Below are 16,230 nucleotides of genomic sequence, written 5' to 3'. Positions count from 1 at the left end.
TACCTGGGCGCTTGTCGTACTACCTCGGCAGTCTCGTCCTACCTCGTCGGCGCGCCGTTCGTCGCCGCGCGGGCCGCGGCGTGGAACGCGAGTATCTGCAGCTCGCCGGCCACGTCCACCGAGCGCACGACGACGTCGTCGGGCAGCTGCAGCGCCACCGGCGCGAAGGACAGGATCTCCCGCACCCCGCACGCCACGATCCGCTCGGCGATGGCCTGCGCCACCGGCCCGGGGGTCGCCAGCACCACCATCGACACGCCGGTGCGCGCGAGCACGTCCTCCAGCGCGTCGACGTGCTCGATCGTCAGCCCGGCCGCGGAGTTCCCGACCACCTGCGGGTCGGCGTCCAGCAGCGCCACGACCTGGAACCCGCGGGCCGCGTACCCCGAGTAGTTCGCCAGCGCGTGGCCCAGGTTGCCGATGCCGACGATCGCCAGCCGGTGCTCGGACCCGAGCCCCAGCGCCGTCGCGATGTACTGCGCCAGCGACTGCACGTCGTAGCCCACGCCGCGCGTGCCGAACGACCCGAGGTAGGACAGGTCCTTGCGCAGCTGCGCCGACCCCACCCCCGACCGCTCCGCCAGCTCCGACGACGACGTCGTCGTCACACCGCCCTCCGCCAGGTCGCGCAGGGCGCGCAGGTAGTAGGGCAGCCTCGCCACCGTCGCGGCCGGCACCGTCGCCTCACCGAGCTCGATCACTGCTGGATCACCCTGTCGTCCTCTCCCGGGCTCAGCGGGCCAGCCGGCGCGCCAGCCGCGCGCCGTCCACCCGCCAGAAGCCCTGCTGCACGCCGTCCACCTCGACGACGGGCACGTAGTCCCCGTACTTGCCCACCAGGTCCCCGCCGGGGCCGTCGACGTCGATGTCGACCTCCCGGAAGGTCTCGCCCGCGGCCCCGCACACGTCCGCGACCACCGCCCGAGCCTCCTCGCACAGGTGGCAGCCGGCACGCGTGTACAGGAGCACCCGGGGTTCACCTTCGGATCCCTGCGGCATGCTCACCTGCCAAGACTAGCGGCGCCGATACAGTGGACCGCATGCCGTCGCCCGTCGAGTCGTCCCCGCCGGCGCGCGCCGCAGCCTTCTTCGACGTCGACAACACCATCATCCGGGGCGCCAGCGCCTTCCACCTGGCGCGCGCCCTGTACCAGCGGCGGTTCTTCGGCACCCGCGACCTGCTGCGGTTCGCACTGATCCAGGCGAAGTACGTGGTGTTCGGCGAGTCCCGCTCCCAGATCGAGACCGTGCGCAGCCGGGCCCTGTCGCTCATCGCCGGGCGCTCGGTGGCGGAGATCACGGCCGTGGGCGAGGACGTGTACGACACCGTGCTCGAGCTGCGCATCTTCCCAGGCACCAAGCGGCTGCTCGACGAGCACCTCGCCGCCGGCGACCAGGTGTGGCTCGTGACCGCGACGCCGGTCGAGATCGGCGGGCTCATCGCCCGCCGCCTCGGCGCCACGGGGTGCCTCGGCACGATCGCCGAGCACTCCGGGGGCTTCTACACCGGCCGCCTCATGGGCGACCTCATGCACGGGGAGGCCAAGGGCGCCGCCGTCCGCGAGCTCGCCGAGCGCGAGGGCATCGACCTGTCCGCCTCGTACGCGTACGGCGACTCCCTCAACGACCTCCCGATGATGCGCACCGTCGGGCACCCCTGCCCCATCAACCCCGACGTGCGCCTGCGCCGGCACGCCAAGGAGGTCGGCTGGCCCATCCGCGAGTTCCGCGGCCGCGGACGGCGCGTGGCCGGGCGCGGGATGAAGACGGCGTCGTGGGCCGGCGCCGCCTGGGTCGCCGGGCTCGTGCTCCGCAGCATCCGGCGGCGGCTGCAGGGCCGCTGACGGCGGCCGCACCGGCCGGGAACAGCGAACGGGCCCGGCACCTCCGTGGAGGTGCCGGGCCCGTTCGTGCACGCTGTCCGCCGTCAGGCGGACGGCGTCACTTCTTGTTGCGACGCTGGTGACGCGTCTTCCGCAGCAGCTTGCGGTGCTTCTTCTTCGCCATGCGCTTGCGGCGCTTCTTGATGACGGAGCCCATGAGGTCCTCACAATGCTTGTCGGTCGGTGGAACACGGTTGGTCCCAGGAGCCCTGTCTCCAGGAGCAGCCGACCAACGCGGAAAAGTCCGTCCCCCAGGGTACCCGATGCCCGGCGCCCTCCCGACCGGCGCCCGTCCGACCGGCGTCGTGACGTCAGTCGCGGTACGGGTCGAGGCCCCACACGGGGAACACGTGCCGCCGGGTGGCGAGGACCGCGCGGTCGACGTCGTCGGCCGGGTCGTAGCCGTCCGACCAGGGTCGCCACTCGACGTCGCCGCTGCCCAGGCGCTCGGCCGGGTCCAGCCCGGACAGCTCCTCGACCTCCCGCCGCCAGGACTCCGGCAGCTCGATGCCGATCGCCAGCGGCGCGTGCGCCGCCTCCGCCACCAGGCTCGCCCACACCAGCGGCACCACGTCGACCACCGCGTACCCGCCGCCACCGAGGGCGACCCAGCGGCCGTCGGCCAGCTCGTGCGCGAGCTCGTGCACCCAGCGCGCGGCCGTCCGCTGCGCGGCGACGCCCACGTTCAGGTCGGTGAGCGGGTCGTTGCCGTGCGCGTCGCAGCCGTGCTGCGACACGATCACCTGCGGCCGGAACTCGCGCACCACGGCGGGCACGACGGCGTCCACCGCGCGCAGCCAGTGCGCGCCGTCGGTGCGCGGCGGCAGCGCCACGTTCACCGCGGTGCCCTGGGCCGCCGTCCCGCCCGTGTCGCCGGCGTTCCCGCTGCCCGGGAAGAGCGTGTGCCCGTCCTGGTGCACGGAGACGGTGAGCACCCGCGGGTCGTCCCAGAAGATCGCCTCGACACCGTCGCCGTGGTGCGCGTCCAGGTCGACGTACGCGACCCGCTCGGCCCCGAGGTCGAGCAGGCGCCGCACGGCCGCCGCGGCGTCGTTGTAGATGCAGAAGCCGGACGCCGCGCCGCGCTGGGCGTGGTGCATGCCGCCCGCGATGTTCACGCCGTGGGCCACGTGCCCCGACCAGACCGACTCCGCCGCGTCCACCGACGCCGCCACGAGGCGCGCCGCGGCCTCGTGCATCGCCGGGAACACCGGGTCGTCCTCGGTGCCGAGGCCGCGCGCCGGGTCGGCGGTGCCGTCGGCGGCCGCGCGCCGCACCGCTGCGACGTAGGCGGCGTCGTGCACCGTCTCGATGAGCGCGTCGGGGGCGGGCTCGACGTCCGCGAGCTCCAGCGTGGGCTCGTCGAGCAGGCCGAGGTCCGCCACGAGCCGCATCGTGAGGTCGAGGCGGGCGGGCGCCATGGGGTGCCCGGGGCCGAAGTCGTAACGCAGGAGCTCGGGGCTCCACAGCAGCCGGGCGACGCGCATCCCGTCACGGTAGCCGACGCCGTGGCAGGCTGTGCCCAGCGACTGAGGGGCGGAAGGGGACAGGGTGCCGGGGAGCTGGGGCGGTCGCGCGCTCGCGCTGCGCGGATGGGCGAACCGCGCCGCCCGCGAGTACCCCGCCCGGCTCGCGATGACGGTGTTCGCCGCCGTCATCACCGTCATCTGGCTGCTGCTCCTCACCCCCTGGGCGACGGCGTCCGGCCGCGGCGCCTCCGTCGTCGACGCCCTCTTCACGGCGACCTCGGCCGTCTGCGTCACGGGCCTCGTCGTGCAGGACACCGCGACCTACTGGTCGGAGTTCGGGCACGTCGTCATCCTTGTGGGCATCAAGGTGGGCGGCCTGGGCGTGATGACGCTCGCCTCGCTGCTGGGCCTCGCCGTGTCGCGCCGGCTGGGCCTCACGCAGAAGCTCCTCACCGCCTCGGAGACGAAGACGGAGCGGCTCGGCGAGGTCGGCGCCCTCCTGCAGACGATCATCATCACCGCCACCAGCATCGAGCTGATCCTGTCGCTGCTGCTGTTCCCCCGGTTCCTCGTCCTCGGCGACCACGCCGGGACCGCCGCGTGGCACGCCCTGTTCTACGGCATCTCCTCGTTCAACAACGCCGGCTTCGTGCCCACCCCGGACGGCCTGCTCCCCTTCGCGTCGGACTGGTTCGTGCTGGTGCCGATCGCGCTCGGCGTGTTCATCGGCTCGCTCGGCTTCCCCGTCATCCTCAACGTGATCACCAACCGCCGGCGCAAGCACAAGCACTGGGTGCGGGCCCTGTCGCTGCACACCAAGCTCACCGTGACCACGAGCCTCGCGCTCCTCGTGTCCGGGGCGATCCTCATCGGCGCGCTGGAGTGGAACAACCCCGCCACCTTCGGCGAGCAGAGCTTCTCCACCAAGATCCTGTCGTCGGTCTTCGCGTCGGTGATGCCGCGGTCGGCCGGGTTCAGCTCCGTGCCCGTGCACGAGATGACCCAGGAGACGTGGCTGCTCACGGACGCCCTGATGTTCGTGGGCGGCGGCTCGGCGTCGACCGCGGGCGGCATCAAGGTCACGACGTTCGCCGTCATGCTGCTCGCGATCGTCGCCGAGGCGCGCGGCGACGCCGACACCGAGGTGTTCGGCCGGCGCATCCCCCGCGACACCCTGCGGCTGTCCATCGCGGTGGTCTTCGTGGGCGCCACCGCCGTGCTCGTCTCGTGCCTCGCGCTGCTGCGCATGACCGACCTGCGGCTGTCCGAGGCGCTGTTCGAGGTGATCTCCGCCTACGCCACCGTGGGCCTGTCCACCGGCGTCACCGCGGCCCTGCCCGACGGCGCGAAGTACCTGCTCGCGGGTCTCATGTTCGTCGGCCGCGTGGGCGTCATCTCGCTGCTCGGCGCCCTGGCCCTGCGCGACCGGCGACGCATCGTACGCTTCCCCGAGGAGCGCCCGATCATCGGGTGACCCGTACCGACGACCCGGCCGGCGACCCGGCCGACAGAGGAGAACCGTGGCGGACAAGAAGGCACCCGCGCGCGACGCGGGCGTGCTCGTGATCGGCCTGGGCCGCTTCGGCTCCTCCCTCGCGACGGTGCTGGACCGGCTCGGTCAGGACGTGCTCGCCGTCGAGCGTGACGAGAAGCTCGTCGCGCAGTGGTCCGGTCGCCTGCCCCTGGTCGAGGCGGACGCCTCGGAGTCGGAGGCCCTGGTCCAGCTCGGCGCCAAGGACTTCGGCGTCGCCGTGGTCGGCGTCGGCACCGAGCTCGAGGCGTCAGTGCTCATCACCGCCAACCTGGTGGACCTCGGCACGCCGCAGATCTGGGCCAAGGCGATCTCCGCGGAGCACGGCCGCATCCTCACCCGCATCGGCGCGCACCACGTCGTCTACCCCGAGGCCGACGCCGGCTCCCGCGTGGCGCACCTCGTGAGCGGCAAGATGCTCGACTACATCGAGGTGGAGGACGGCTTCACCATCGTCAAGATGCGGCCGCCGAAGGAGATGCAGGGCTTCACGCTCGCCCAGTCGGACATCCGCAAGCGGTACGGCGTCACCGTCATCGGCGTGAAGTCGCCCGGCGTGGAGTTCCAGTACGCGACGCCCGAGACACGCGTGAGCGCCAACGACCTGCTCGTCTGCTCCGGCCACGCCGACCTGCTGGAGCGGTTCTCCGCGCGGCCCTGACCCGGGCGGGTGTTCGGCCACCGTTCACGAGGGCGCCACCGCCCGGCCAACGGCGCCCGGCACGCTCGGGGTCCATGCGATCCCCCCGACGCGCCCTGCCGGCGCTGCTGCTGCTCCCCGCCCTCGCCGTCGTGCCCGCGTCCGCGGCGTGGGGCCACGGGCCCGGTCACGGCCACGACCGCCCCGGTCGCGACGTCGCGACCGTGACGACCGACGTCGAGACGCCCGTGCTGTACGACGACGAGGCGGGCGGCGACGCGTCCGGCGACGACCCCGCGATCTGGGTGCACCCGGGCGGCTCCCGGGACTCGCTGGTCCTCGCGACCGCCAAGGAGGGCGGCCTGCGCGTGTACGACACGGCCGGCCGCGAGCTGCAGGCGCTGGCCGCGGACCCGGCGCCGCGGGCGGACGGCGTCGCCGGCCGGTACAACAACGTGGACCTCGCCTACGGCCTGCGCGTGGGCGGCGAGACCGTGGACGTCGCCGTGGTGTCCGACCGGTACAACGACCAGCTCCGGTTCTTCGCGGTCGACCCGGACGGCGCCGCCGCCGACGTGCCGCTCACCGAGATCACCGCGGCGGAGCAGCCGTTCCTCTTCCAGCCCGACCGGGCGGGCGTCGACTCCGAGCACACCGCGTACGGGCTGGCGGTGTGGCAGCCCCGCGACGGCGAGGCGTACGCGGTCGTCACGCAGGAGGGCACGACGGCGGTCGCGACGGCCCGCCTCGTCCCCCGCGCCGACGGCACGGTCGGGTACACGGACGTCGACCATCTCGACCTGCCCGCGTCGTTCGACCTGCCCGACGGCAGCACGTGGACGGCGTGCGAGGAGCCGGGCGTGGGGCCGCAGCTCGAGGGGCTCTCCGTCGACCAGCGCACCGGCACCCTGTACGCCGCGCAGGAGGACGTCGGCCTGTGGCGCCTGCCGCTGCCGCTGGGGTCCGGCGAGCCGCGGCTCGTCGACACGGTCACCGACTTCGGCGTCGAGGACGCCTACGACCCCGAGACCGAGGAGTGCTCCCCCGCCGACGGCTCGTCCGAGGCGGAGGCCGTCGCCGCGAACCCGTTCGGCGGCGACCTGCTCACCGCCGACGCGGAGGGGGTCGACGTCTACCACGGGCCCGGCCGCGCGGGGTACGTCATCGTGTCCAGCCAGGGCGACGACACCTACGCCGTCTACTCCACGACGGGCCGCAACCAGGCCGTCGGCTCCTTCCGCGTCGCAGGGACGGGCGGCGTGGACGAGGTCAACGGCTCCGACGGACTCGCCGTGACGAATCGCCCCGTCGGGCCGTACCGCCAGGGCCTGCTCGTCACCCACGACGAGCCCGAGACCGGCGCCGACGTCGAGCCGGGCCGCGGCGACGCCACCGGGTTCTCGTACGTCGCCTGGGACGACGTCGCCGACGAGCTCGGCCTCGTCGTCAGCACCCGCGCCGGGAACGACCCGCGCTTCCGCTGACCACCCCTTCGCCGTCGAGCGTGCTGAATTGCTCCCCAAACGGGCCGTTTGAGGAGCAATTCGGCACGCTCGATGCATCGGTGGTCACGCGGTGCGACGGCGCAGGGTCGCGACGCCGAGGACGACGGCGCCGACGATGAACAGCGCGATGGCGCCGACGGCGCCCTGCACGTCCGCCCACTCGCCGCCGGCAGCGAGGGTCTGCATCGCCTCGACGGCGTAGGTGAGCGGGAAGACGCGCGAGAGCCACTCGAGCACCTCGGGCATCTGGTCGCGCGGCATGAGCAGCCCGCAGGTGATGAGCTGCGGGAAGATCACCGCGGGCATCATCTGCACGGCCTGGAACTCCGTGCGCGCGAGCGCGGAGGCGGCGAGGCCGAGGCAGCAGCCGAGGACCGCGTCGAGCATCCCCACGACCAGCACCAGCCACAGCGGGCCGAGCACGTCCATCCCGACGGCGAGCGCGAAGCCCACGACCACCAGCGACTGCAGCAGCGCGAGGGCGGCGAAGGCGAGCGCGTAGCCGGCCACGAAGTCGCCCTTGCGCAGCGGCGTCGTCATGAGCCGCTCGAGGGTGCCGGACTGGCGTTCGCGCAGGGTCGCGACGCTCGTCACCAGGAACATCACGATGAGCGGGAAGAGCCCCACGAGCATCGGCCCGAACTGGTCGAGCACCGGGGTGCCGTCGAACATCCACGCGATGAGGCCGAGCAGCAGGCACGGCAGCACGAGGATGAGCGCGACGGTGCGGCGGTCGAAGCGGAGCTGGGCCAGCACGCGGCCCGCGGTCGTGGCGGTGAGCGTCATCGGGAGCCCTCCCCGGTCGTCGAGCCGGTCGTCGAGCCCGACGTCGTGGCCTGCTGGTCGATGAGCGCGAGGAAGGCCCGCTCGGCGTCCGGGGCGCCGGTCGTGGCGAGCAGCTCGGCCGGTGTCGTGTCGGCGACGAGGGCGCCGTCGCGCAGCAGCAGGAGCCGGTCGCACTGGGTGGCCTCGTCCATGACGTGGCTGGAGACCAGCAGGGTGCGCCCCTCGCCCGCGAGACGGCGGAACATCGCCCACAGGTCGCGGCGCAGCACGGGGTCGAGGCCGACGGTGGGCTCGTCGAGCACGAGGAGCTCGGGGTCGGCGACCAGCGCGGCCGCGAGGGAGACCCGGGAGCGCTCGCCGCCGGACAGCGTCCCGACGCGCTGCCTCTCGTGCCCGCCCAGGTCGACGGCGGCGACGGCGCGCCGCACGGCGGCCTCCGCGCCGGTGCGCGGGAGGCCGGCGAGGCGGGCGAAGTAGCGCAGGTTCTGCACCACGGTGAGGTCGGTGTAGACCGACGCCGCCTGGGTCACGTACCCCACGCGGCGCCGAAGGCCGGGCGAGCCGGCCGCCTCGCCGAGCACGGTCACCTCGCCCGTCACGCGCGCCTGTACGCCGACGACGGCGCGCAGCAGCGTCGTCTTGCCCGAGCCGGACGGGCCGAGCAGGCCCACCACCTGACCCGCGGGCACCGCCACGTCCAGGCCGTCGATGATCGGCCGGCCGCCGCGCTCCACGCGCAGCCCCCGGACCCGCACCGCGGCGTCGCTATTCCCCATGTGGGGAATTGTGCTCCTCGCTCCCACGGGACGCAATGCCCTCGGGCAGGTCTCCCGTGAGGTAGCGCTGCACGGTCGGGCCGACGAGGGCCGCGACCCGGGCAGGCGGGAGGGTCGCCAGCGGGTCGATCGGCACGAGGAACCGCGTCAGGAGGACACCGACCATCTGCGACGCGACCAGCGCGGTGCGCAGGCGCGCGTCGTCGACGTCGAGTCGGCGCACGAGGGGCCCGAGCAGCTCGGCGCCCAGGAACTGCGGCAGCAGCGCGCGCAGCCCCGGGTCGGACATGACCGCGGGGACGACCAGCCGCACCGTCTCGCCGTAGTCCGTGTCCCACACCTCGACGACCGACCGCACCAGCCGCTCCCCCAGGCTCTCGACGGGGCCCTCGGCCGCCGCCCGCACGATCGCCGCCGGGTCGATGTCGACCAGGCCGAGGGAGGCGGTGAACAGGTGCGTCTTGTCGCCGAACCAGTGCCGCACCGTGCCCGGGTCGACGCCCGCGCGCCGCGCGACCGAGCGGACGGACGCCGCCTCGTAGCCGCGCTCGAGGAACTCCTGGCGCGCACCGGCCAGCACGACCTCGCGGGTCTCCTGGCCCGCGGGACGCCTCCCCCGGCGCGCGGGGCCCCCGCCGTCGTCCCGACCGCCCGTCACGACCGCTCCCCCGCCGGACCGGCTCAGGCGTGCTCGGCCGCGAGCTCGCGGGACCGGTCGCGCGCGGCCTCGAGCGCGTCGAGGAACGCGGCGCGCACGCCGCCGTCGTCGAGCTTGCGCAGGGCGGCGACGGTGGTGCCGCCGGGCGAGGAGACCTTCTCGCGCAGCAGCACAGGGTGCTCGCCCGTCTCGTCGAGCAGCTTCGCCGAGCCGAGCACCGTCTCGACGGCGAGCCGGCGCGCGACGTCGCGCGTGAGGCCGAGCAGCACGCCCGCCTCCGCCATCGCGTCGACCACGTAGAACACGTACGCCGGGCCCGAGCCGGCCAGCGCGCCGAACGCGTCGATGTCCTTCTCCGTCACGCGGAAGACGTGGCCCGAGCCGGCGAGCACCTGCTCGACGAGCGCGACGTCGTCCTCGCGGGCCGCCGTCCCGCCGACGACGGCGGTGACGCCCGCGCCCACCAGCGCGGGGGTGTTGGGCATGGCGCGCACGACGGGCGTGCCGGAGGGCAGCCGCTGCTCGAAGAAGGACAGCGGCAGGCCCGCCGCCACGCTCACGACGACGGCACCCGGCTCGAGCGCGTCGGCGACGCGGTCGAGCATCGCGCCCACGTCCTTGGGCTTGACCCCGATGACGACGACGTGCGCGCCCTCGACCGCGGCGACGTTGTCCGTCGTCGCGCGGACGCCGAACCGGTCCGTGAGGTGCGCGCCGCGCTCGGGCCGGCGGGAGGTGGCCACCACGTCCTGCGGCGCGACCCCCGCGGACAGCGCTCCGGCCAGCACCGCCTCGCCCATGTTCCCCGTCCCGAGGAACGCCATCTTCACGCCGCCCACCTGGGTGTTCTCGGGGGTACCGGCCTGCTCGTCAGTCTGCTCGCTCACGGGCACCACGGTACGTGCCCGCGGACGGCGGTGGACTACAACGGATAGGCGGAGTAGAAGTCCTCGACGACGTCCGCCGGGCCGGTGGCCTGCAGCACCGCGGTGCCGTTGCGCCAGGTCACGACGGCGGTGCCCTCGGTGGAGCCGGGCGTCACGACGTACGCGCCGGTGGCCTTGCCGTCGACGGACACCTCGCCCTCGCCGGTCGCGTCGCCCGCCGCCTTGACCAGCGCCTCGTACGCGGCGGTCGCCGCCTCGTCGTCCTCCCACTGACCGGCGTGCACCTGGACCGTCGTCGCGCCCGCGCCGTCGCCGTCCGCGTAGACGAGCTGCCAGGACTCGACCGCGTCCGCGTCGTCCTCCCAGGACTTGTCCTCCGTGGCCTCGCGCAGCGCCAGCGCCAGCACCGAGTCCGGCTGCGCCTTGACGAACGCCGTCTGGTCCTTCGGGCGCCCGCTGGGCGAGATCGTCGGCGTCGGCACCGGCGCGGTCACCGTGGCCTGCGGCTCCGGCTCGCTCATCGCGAACCCGGGCCACACGAACGCCGTCAGCAGCACGATCGCCAGCACCAGCGCGCCCGCGGCCGACGCCACCACGATGCGCCGGCGCCGGAACACCTCCGGCGACGGGCGACCGTTCCCGCCCGTGCGTGCCTGGCTCACGATGTCCTCCTGCGGGGTCGGCGGCGGTGCACCCGGCAGCCTAGGGCGTGTGGGTCGGTGCGGGCGGGACCCTCGCACGCGATTGCCGTTCTGTTCGGCAAGCCACTGATCTGTTCGGCACGGACGACGGCCGAACAGATCAACGGGGTGCCGAGGTGAAATTCGGCCGCCGGTCCTCATCAGCGCAGGAGGAGCTCGACGTCGGGATGGTCGGCGAAGACCTCGAGGACCAGCTCCGCATAGGTATTGCCACGCCCCGCCTCGAGATCGTCGAGCCGCCCTTGGAACAGCGCGGTGTCGCACCGCGGGTCGGCGACCTTTTCCCGGTAGTACCCACGCGTCGCGGCGAAGCCCAGGGCCTCGCGCGAGCGGGCGAAGCCGTGCCAGACGACCGTCAGCCGGTCCGCGCCGTGCGCCGCGCCGAAGCCGCCGTGCAGCAGGTCGTCCAGGGCGTCGAGGCTCGGGCCGAGCCGCCAGCCCTCGCCCGCCATGAACACGCGGTTCAGCTCGTCGTAGAACGTGGCGATCGAGTGGACCCGGTCGCCGTCGAGGTGCAGCGTCACGTGCCCGGCGTCGTCGGCCGACCCGACGTCGTCGAACTCGGTGACCTCCGTGCGCCAGTACTCCGCGCCGTCGCGGGTGCGGTGCACGACGCCGAGGTCCACCAGCGCCCGGCGCACCCCGACGGGGTCGTCGGCGAGCCGCGCCAGCCGGTCGGTGAGCTCCCGCTCGCCGACCGTGTCGAGCAGCGCCGGCAACGCGGCGTGCGCGAGCCAGCGGGCCACCGTGCGGCGGTGCTCCCGGCGCCGGGGCATCGTCTCCAGGCGGCCGTCGTGCAGGAAGCGGCTCACGTCCGGGGGCGCTGAGGACATGTCGCCATCATCGCGCGCGGCGCGCACGCGCCGCCGAGGGGCCGCTGTCGGTGCCGGGACCTAGCGTCTGACGACGTGAGCACCACGACGTCGTCCCGCACCCGCGCCAAGCAGTCGCGCCCCGGCTACCGCTGCACCGAGTGCGGGTGGACCACGCCCAAGTGGGTGGGCCGGTGCGGCGAGTGCCAGGAGTGGGGCACGGTCACCGACGAGGGACCCGCGTCGGCCGGGCCGCGCACGGTCGCGACGAGCCCGGGGCGCGCGCCCGCGCGGCCGATCGCGGAGATCGACGTCGCGGCCGCGCAGGCGGCGCCCACCCAGGTGCCGGAGCTGGACCGCGTGCTCGGCGGGGGTCTCGTGCCGGGCGCCGTCGTGCTGCTCGCGGGCGAGCCCGGCGTCGGCAAGTCGACCCTGCTGCTCGACGTCGCGGCCTCGTACGCGCGCGGCGCCGACGGCCGCGACGCCCGGACCGTGCTGTACGTGACGGGCGAGGAGTCCGCCGGGCAGGTGCGGCTGCGCGCCGAGCGGGTCGGCGCGCTCGCGCCCACGCTGCTGCTCGCCGCCGAGACCGACCTCGGCACCGTGCTGGGGCACGTCGAGGCCAACGAGCCCGACCTGCTGGTCGTCGACTCCGTGCAGACCATCGCGTCCGCCGAGGTGGACGGCGCCCCCGGCGGCGTGAGCCAGGTGCGCGAGGTGGCGGCGTCGCTCATCGCCGTCGCCAAGTCCCGCCAGGTGCCCGTGCTGCTGGTCGGGCACGTCACCAAGGACGGCACGGTCGCCGGGCCGCGCACCCTGGAGCACCTCGTCGACGTCGTGTGCCAGTTCGAGGGCGACCGGCACTCGCGGCTGCGCATGGTCCGGGCCGTGAAGAACCGGTACGGCCCCACCGACGAGGTCGGCTGCTTCGAGCTGTCCGAGCGGGGCATCATCGGGCTCAGCGACCCGAGCGGGCTGTTCCTCTCCCATCTCGGCGCGGGCGTGCCCGGCACGTGCGTCACCGTGACGCTCGAGGGCCGCCGCCCGCTCGCCCTCGAGCTGCAGTCGCTCGTCGCCCCGTCGCCGCTCGCCAACCCGCGGCGCACGACGAGCGGCGTCGAGTCGTCGCGGCTGGCGATGATCCTCGCCGTCCTGCACCGGCACGCTGGCCTCCGCCTCGCCGACCAGGACGTCTACGTCTCCACCATCGGCGGCGCCCGCGTCACTGAGCCGGCCGCCGACCTCGCGACGGCCCTCGCGATCGTCTCCGCCCGCACCGGCGAGCCGCTGCCCACCGGCACCGTCGCGGTCGGCGAGGTCGGCCTCGCGGGCGACATCCGGCCCGTCACCGGGCTGGACCGTCGCGTCGGGGAGGCCGCCCGCCTGGGTTTCGTGCGCGCCGTCGTCCCCGCTGGGACGTCGGTCAAGGCGCCCGCCGGGATGCAGCTGCTCGAGGCCCGGCACCTCGCCGAGGCGGTCGAGCTCGCCGGGGTCGGCGTCCGATCGGCGGATCGCCGGGGCGATTCACCCCTGACGTCGTAGGATTCCCCCGTGGCTCCCTCCTCCGTGCACTCCGATGCCCTGCTCAGGGAGACCCTCGCCGCGGTCGCCCCCGGCACCGAGCTGCGCGACGGGTTGGAACGCATCCTGCGCGGGCGGACCGGCGCGCTCATCGTGCTCGGTCTCGACAAGACGGTCGAGCAGATGTGCTCCGGCGGCTTCGAGCTCGACGTCCAGTTCTCCGCCACCCGGCTGCGCGAGCTGTCGAAGATGGACGGCGCGTGCGTCCTCGACCACGACGCCACCCGCATCCGTCGTGCCGCCGTGCAGCTCCTGCCCGACCCGTCGATCGAGACCAGCGAGTCCGGCACCCGCCACCGCACCGCGGAGCGCGTGGCCAAGCAGTCCGGGCTGCCCGTGATCTCGGTCAGCCAGTCGATGCGGATCATCGCGATCTACGTCGGGTCGCACCGGCACGTGCTGGAGGACCCGGACACCATCCTGGGCCGCGCCAACCAGGCCCTCGCCACCCTCGAGCGGTACCGCTCCCGCCTCGACGAGGTGTCCGGCACGCTCTCCGCGCTGGAGATCGAGGACCTCGTCACCGTCCGCGACGTGTGCTCCGTCGTCCAGCGCCTCGAGATGGTGCGCCGGATCTCCGAGGAGATCGACGGGTACGTCGTCGAGCTCGGCGCCGACGGCCGCCTCCTCGCCCTGCAGCTCGACGAGCTCATCGGCGGCATCGGCGCCGACCGCGACTTCGTCGTGCGGGACTACGTGGAGCTCGAGCGCAGCGGTCGCTCCCTCGCCAGCGTGCACGCCGACCTCGCCGCCCTCGACTCCGCGCAGCTGCTCGACCTCGGCCACATCGGCCGCGTCCTGGAGCTGCCCGGCGGCGGGGTGGCGCTCGACGCCGCCGTCGCGCCCCACGGCTACCGCCTGCTGTCCAAGGTGCCGCGCCTGCCCGCCGCCATCATCGAGCGGCTGGTCGGGCACTTCGGCGGGCTGCAGAAGCTCCTCGCGGCGAGCGTCGACGACCTCATGGCCGTCGACGGCGTCGGCGAGCAGCGTGCCCGCGCCGTGCGCGAGGGCCTGTCCCGCCTCGCCGAGTCCAGCATCCTGGAGCGCTACGTCTGACGAGTCCGGGGCATCGGACCCGCACGGTCGACCTCACCCGCGCAGCGCCAGGCTCCACGCGACCTCCCGGTCGAGCTGACCCGTGCGGCGGAACAGCCTCACCTGCTGCGCCTCGGGCAGGGCCGCGGCGAGCGCGTCCGTCGTCGTGCGGGTGAACCCGAGCCGCTGCCAGAACGGCCCCGACCGCCGCGAGAACAGCCACGCCGTGGCGGCCCCGGACTCCCTCGCCCGGTCGACGGCGAACGTCGCCGCCGCGATCCCCGCACCCCGCCCGCGCAGGTCGGGCCGCACGGCGGTGCTGCGGATCAGCGCGTGCCGGCCGTCCGCGCTGAGCTCGTAGCCCGCGCTCGCCGCGATCCCCGCGTCGTCGCGCCGGGCCCACAGGCGCACGGCCGGCGCGTCCAGTCCCGCCACCGTGAGGTCGGCGCCGCGCAGGAAGTCGGTCAGGTCCGGGACGTCGACGGGGAGGACGGGTTCGAGCACGCCGGCACGCTACGCCACGGCGCCGGTGCCCGGTCGGCCGGTCCGCGGGCTGCCCCGGGCCCCGACGGTCAGTCGGTCGTGGCCTTCTCGTCCGCGGTGGCCTTGCGGTCGGCGGCGCGGTCCTCGGCACCCTTCGCGTCGTCGGCCTTGGCGTCGTCGGACTTCTCGTCATCGTCCTTCGCGTCCCCCGTGGACGTCTCCTGCTGCGTCGCGTCGTCGGTCGCGCCGCCGTCCGTCGTGCCCTTCGCGGCGTCGTCCGACGTCGCGCCCTCGTCACCCGCGTCCGGGGTCGGGGTGGTCTTCGCCTCGGCCTTGGCCGCGACGGTGAACGTCAGGGGCTCGCTGGTGGCGCCCGGGACGTCCTCCAGCGACGCGGTCGCCTCGTAGGTGCCCGCCCCGACGACCGGCGCCTTCTTCGCACAGCCCTGGACGGACTTCCAGTGCACCTCGCCGGCGTCGACGCCCTCGGGCCCGAGCAGCAGCGGTCGTGACCCGTCGGAGCAGTCCGCGGACGACCAGACCTTCTCCTTGCCCGTGTCGTCGGTGATCGTCACCGCGCGGCTGGCGGCGTCGCCGTCGAACAGGCACGGCACCCGGCCCACGTTCGTGACCCGCACCATGAAGGACATCGGGGACCCCGCCGTCACCGTCGGCGCGCTCGACGAGAGCCTCAGCTCGACGTCGTCCGCACGGCACGTGGTGGCCGGACCACCCAGCTTCAGCGGCTCGGGGGCCGCGACCTTGTCGGCCGGGAGGTTCTCCGGCCCGGCGAGCAGGCTCCGCGCACCGTCGACCGCCTGCCCCAGGCCGTAGCCGCCGACGACGCCCACCGCGCACAGCAGCACCACGACCAGCATCGAGACGATCAGCGACCGACGACCGCGACGCGCCGCCGGCTTCCGCGGCCGGGGACTCGTCGTCCGGCGGGACGACGCCGAGCGCGAGCCCGCGCGCGACCCGCCCGGGGCGACCAGCTGCGACGTGGTGGCGACGCGGCGGTCGCCCCGGCGAGCTCCCCCCGAGCGGGACGACGTCGCCCGCGTCCCGGTCTGGCGCGACGACGCCGCCCGCGCACCCGAGGAGCGCGACGTCGAGGAACGCGACGTCGCGGTACGCGACGTCGAGGAACGCGCGGCCGACGAGCGGGCAGCCGAGCCGCCGGCGCCGGAGGACCGACCGGACGACGTCGCGCCGCCCCGTGCGGAGCCGCCGCGCGAGCCACCCTGGGCCGCGCCCTTCGCGCTGCCCCGGCCGGTGGCGCCCTTCGGGGGGCTCTGCGACGCCTTCTTCGGTGCGCCCTGGGCGCCGCCCGACGTCGTCCTGCGCGTCCCGCCGCCGGAGCGCCCCGTGCCCGCGGAGCCGGACCGACCCGCACCGGAGCGCGCGCCGGAACCACGCGAGGTGCTGCCACCTCGACGCCCGTCCTCCGCACGTGCCACGGGCCACCCCTCCGTCTCGATCC

General features: G+C 74.6%; 18 protein-coding genes. 6 read left to right on the top strand and 12 right to left on the bottom strand.

Annotation, left to right across the window (positions count from 1 at the left end):
- Nucleotides 1–38 precede the first annotated feature (38 nt).
- Both ACFQ8T_RS17440 and ACFQ8T_RS17435 read right to left on the bottom strand, forming a co-directional pair.
- The gene (locus ACFQ8T_RS17440; RefSeq protein WP_430547744.1) at nt 39–701 is read right to left on the bottom strand and encodes a redox-sensing transcriptional repressor Rex; all 663 of its coding nucleotides are present in this window, start codon (nt 699–701) and stop codon (nt 39–41) included.
- A 31-nt stretch (nt 702–732) separates the two neighbouring features.
- Nucleotides 733–969: a glutaredoxin family protein gene (locus ACFQ8T_RS17435; RefSeq protein ID WP_430547743.1), complete on the bottom strand. Its 237-nt coding sequence runs from the start codon at nt 967–969 to the stop codon at nt 733–735.
- A gap of 71 nt (nt 970–1,040) precedes the next feature.
- On the opposite strand from ACFQ8T_RS17435, the gene ACFQ8T_RS17430 reads away from it, so the two are divergent.
- Nucleotides 1,041–1,844 carry an HAD family hydrolase gene (locus ACFQ8T_RS17430; RefSeq protein ID WP_430547742.1) on the top strand — a complete coding sequence of 268 codons (804 nt, stop codon included), beginning with the start codon at nt 1,041–1,043 and terminating at the stop codon, nt 1,842–1,844.
- Nucleotides 1,845–1,941: 97 nt separating this feature from the next.
- On the opposite strand, the gene ACFQ8T_RS17425 is transcribed toward ACFQ8T_RS17430, so the two are convergent.
- Both ACFQ8T_RS17425 and ACFQ8T_RS17420 read right to left on the bottom strand, forming a co-directional pair.
- Nucleotides 1,942–2,040, bottom strand: coding sequence for a 30S ribosomal protein bS22 (locus ACFQ8T_RS17425; protein ID WP_003792170.1), 99 nt, complete (start codon nt 2,038–2,040; stop codon nt 1,942–1,944).
- Nucleotides 2,041–2,194: 154 nt separating this feature from the next.
- Nucleotides 2,195–3,370, bottom strand: coding sequence for an acetoin utilization protein AcuC (locus ACFQ8T_RS17420; RefSeq protein ID WP_430547741.1), 1,176 nt, complete (start codon nt 3,368–3,370; stop codon nt 2,195–2,197).
- A gap of 64 nt (nt 3,371–3,434) precedes the next feature.
- Here ACFQ8T_RS17420 and ACFQ8T_RS17415 point away from each other — a divergent pair, with 64 nt between their 5' ends.
- The 3 genes from ACFQ8T_RS17415 to ACFQ8T_RS17405 all read left to right on the top strand — a co-directional run bounded on the left by ACFQ8T_RS17415 (nt 3,435) and on the right by ACFQ8T_RS17405 (nt 7,007).
- Complete coding sequence (locus tag ACFQ8T_RS17415) at nt 3,435–4,826, top strand: TrkH family potassium uptake protein (protein ID WP_430547740.1); 1,392 nt, start codon at nt 3,435–3,437, stop codon at nt 4,824–4,826.
- Between the two features lie 46 nt (nt 4,827–4,872).
- Nucleotides 4,873–5,544, top strand: coding sequence for a potassium channel family protein (locus tag ACFQ8T_RS17410; protein WP_429764974.1), 672 nt, complete (start codon nt 4,873–4,875; stop codon nt 5,542–5,544).
- 74 nt (nt 5,545–5,618) lie between these two features.
- Entirely contained in the window at nt 5,619–7,007 is a 1,389-nt protein-coding gene (locus ACFQ8T_RS17405; protein ID WP_430547739.1) for a phytase, read from the top strand.
- An 84-nt stretch (nt 7,008–7,091) separates the two neighbouring features.
- On the opposite strand, the gene ACFQ8T_RS17400 is transcribed toward ACFQ8T_RS17405, so the two are convergent.
- The 6 genes from ACFQ8T_RS17400 to ACFQ8T_RS17375 form a co-directional block, all read right to left on the bottom strand.
- Nucleotides 7,092–7,814, bottom strand: a complete 723-nt coding sequence (locus ACFQ8T_RS17400) for an ABC transporter permease (protein ID WP_430547738.1) — start codon at nt 7,812–7,814, stop codon at nt 7,092–7,094.
- Nucleotides 7,811–8,590 carry an ABC transporter ATP-binding protein gene (locus ACFQ8T_RS17395; protein ID WP_430547737.1) on the bottom strand — a complete coding sequence of 260 codons (780 nt, stop codon included), beginning with the start codon at nt 8,588–8,590 and terminating at the stop codon, nt 7,811–7,813. Before ACFQ8T_RS17395 ends, ACFQ8T_RS17400 begins: the two co-directional genes overlap by 4 nt.
- Nucleotides 8,580–9,248 carry a TetR family transcriptional regulator gene (locus ACFQ8T_RS17390; RefSeq protein WP_430547736.1) on the bottom strand — a complete coding sequence of 223 codons (669 nt, stop codon included), beginning with the start codon at nt 9,246–9,248 and terminating at the stop codon, nt 8,580–8,582. The genes ACFQ8T_RS17395 and ACFQ8T_RS17390 overlap by 11 nt, the downstream gene beginning before the upstream one ends.
- A gap of 23 nt (nt 9,249–9,271) precedes the next feature.
- Nucleotides 9,272–10,135, bottom strand: a complete 864-nt coding sequence (gene proC, locus ACFQ8T_RS17385) for a pyrroline-5-carboxylate reductase (RefSeq protein WP_430547735.1) — start codon at nt 10,133–10,135, stop codon at nt 9,272–9,274.
- Nucleotides 10,136–10,170: 35 nt separating this feature from the next.
- Entirely contained in the window at nt 10,171–10,797 is a 627-nt protein-coding gene (locus tag ACFQ8T_RS17380) for a hypothetical protein (protein ID WP_430547734.1), read from the bottom strand.
- 179 nt (nt 10,798–10,976) lie between these two features.
- Entirely contained in the window at nt 10,977–11,669 is a 693-nt protein-coding gene (locus tag ACFQ8T_RS17375) for a DUF2087 domain-containing protein (protein WP_430547733.1), read from the bottom strand.
- A 75-nt stretch (nt 11,670–11,744) separates the two neighbouring features.
- Between ACFQ8T_RS17375 and radA the strand changes: the two genes are divergently transcribed.
- Both radA and disA read left to right on the top strand, forming a co-directional pair.
- Nucleotides 11,745–13,190: a DNA repair protein RadA gene (radA, locus tag ACFQ8T_RS17370; protein WP_430547732.1), complete on the top strand. Its 1,446-nt coding sequence runs from the start codon at nt 11,745–11,747 to the stop codon at nt 13,188–13,190.
- Between the two features lie 9 nt (nt 13,191–13,199).
- Nucleotides 13,200–14,285 carry a DNA integrity scanning diadenylate cyclase DisA gene (gene disA, locus ACFQ8T_RS17365; RefSeq protein WP_429764986.1) on the top strand — a complete coding sequence of 362 codons (1,086 nt, stop codon included), beginning with the start codon at nt 13,200–13,202 and terminating at the stop codon, nt 14,283–14,285.
- A 33-nt stretch (nt 14,286–14,318) separates the two neighbouring features.
- Here disA and ACFQ8T_RS17360 read toward each other — a convergent pair whose 3' ends face one another.
- On the bottom strand, nt 14,319–14,768 hold the full coding sequence (locus ACFQ8T_RS17360) for a GNAT family N-acetyltransferase (protein ID WP_430547731.1): 450 nt from the start codon (nt 14,766–14,768) through the stop codon (nt 14,319–14,321).
- A 68-nt stretch (nt 14,769–14,836) separates the two neighbouring features.
- On the bottom strand, nt 14,837–15,625 hold the full coding sequence (locus ACFQ8T_RS17355) for a hypothetical protein (RefSeq protein ID WP_430547730.1): 789 nt from the start codon (nt 15,623–15,625) through the stop codon (nt 14,837–14,839).
- Between the last annotated feature and the right edge of the window lie 605 nt (nt 15,626–16,230).

Origin of the sequence: Isoptericola sp. NPDC056618, assembly GCF_042792715.1 — a bacterium.
Taxonomy (GTDB): domain Bacteria; phylum Actinomycetota; class Actinomycetes; order Actinomycetales; family Cellulomonadaceae; genus Isoptericola; species Isoptericola nanjingensis.
The sequence above is the reverse complement of the archived record's forward strand: the minus strand, read 5'-3'. Positions and strand labels throughout refer to the sequence as shown.

Bases quoted from the DNA above. Each gene is read 5' to 3' on its own strand.
- ACFQ8T_RS17430 (WP_430547742.1), top strand. From the start codon at position 1,041: ATGCCGTCGCCCGTCGAGTCGTCCCCGCCGGCGCGCGCCGCAGCCTTC.
- ACFQ8T_RS17425 (WP_003792170.1), bottom strand. From the start codon at position 2,040: ATGGGCTCCGTCATCAAGAAGCGCCGCAAGCGCATGGCGAAGAAGAAG.
- ACFQ8T_RS17420 (WP_430547741.1), bottom strand. From the start codon at position 3,370: ATGCGCGTCGCCCGGCTGCTGTGGAGCCCCGAGCTCCTGCGTTACGAC.
- ACFQ8T_RS17405 (WP_430547739.1), top strand. From the start codon at position 5,619: ATGCGATCCCCCCGACGCGCCCTGCCGGCGCTGCTGCTGCTCCCCGCC.
- ACFQ8T_RS17400 (WP_430547738.1), bottom strand. From the start codon at position 7,814: ATGACGCTCACCGCCACGACCGCGGGCCGCGTGCTGGCCCAGCTCCGC.
- ACFQ8T_RS17395 (WP_430547737.1), bottom strand. From the start codon at position 8,590: ATGGGGAATAGCGACGCCGCGGTGCGGGTCCGGGGGCTGCGCGTGGAG.
- ACFQ8T_RS17375 (WP_430547733.1), bottom strand. From the start codon at position 11,669: ATGTCCTCAGCGCCCCCGGACGTGAGCCGCTTCCTGCACGACGGCCGC.
- ACFQ8T_RS17355 (WP_430547730.1), bottom strand. From the start codon at position 15,625: ATGCTGGTCGTGGTGCTGCTGTGCGCGGTGGGCGTCGTCGGCGGCTAC.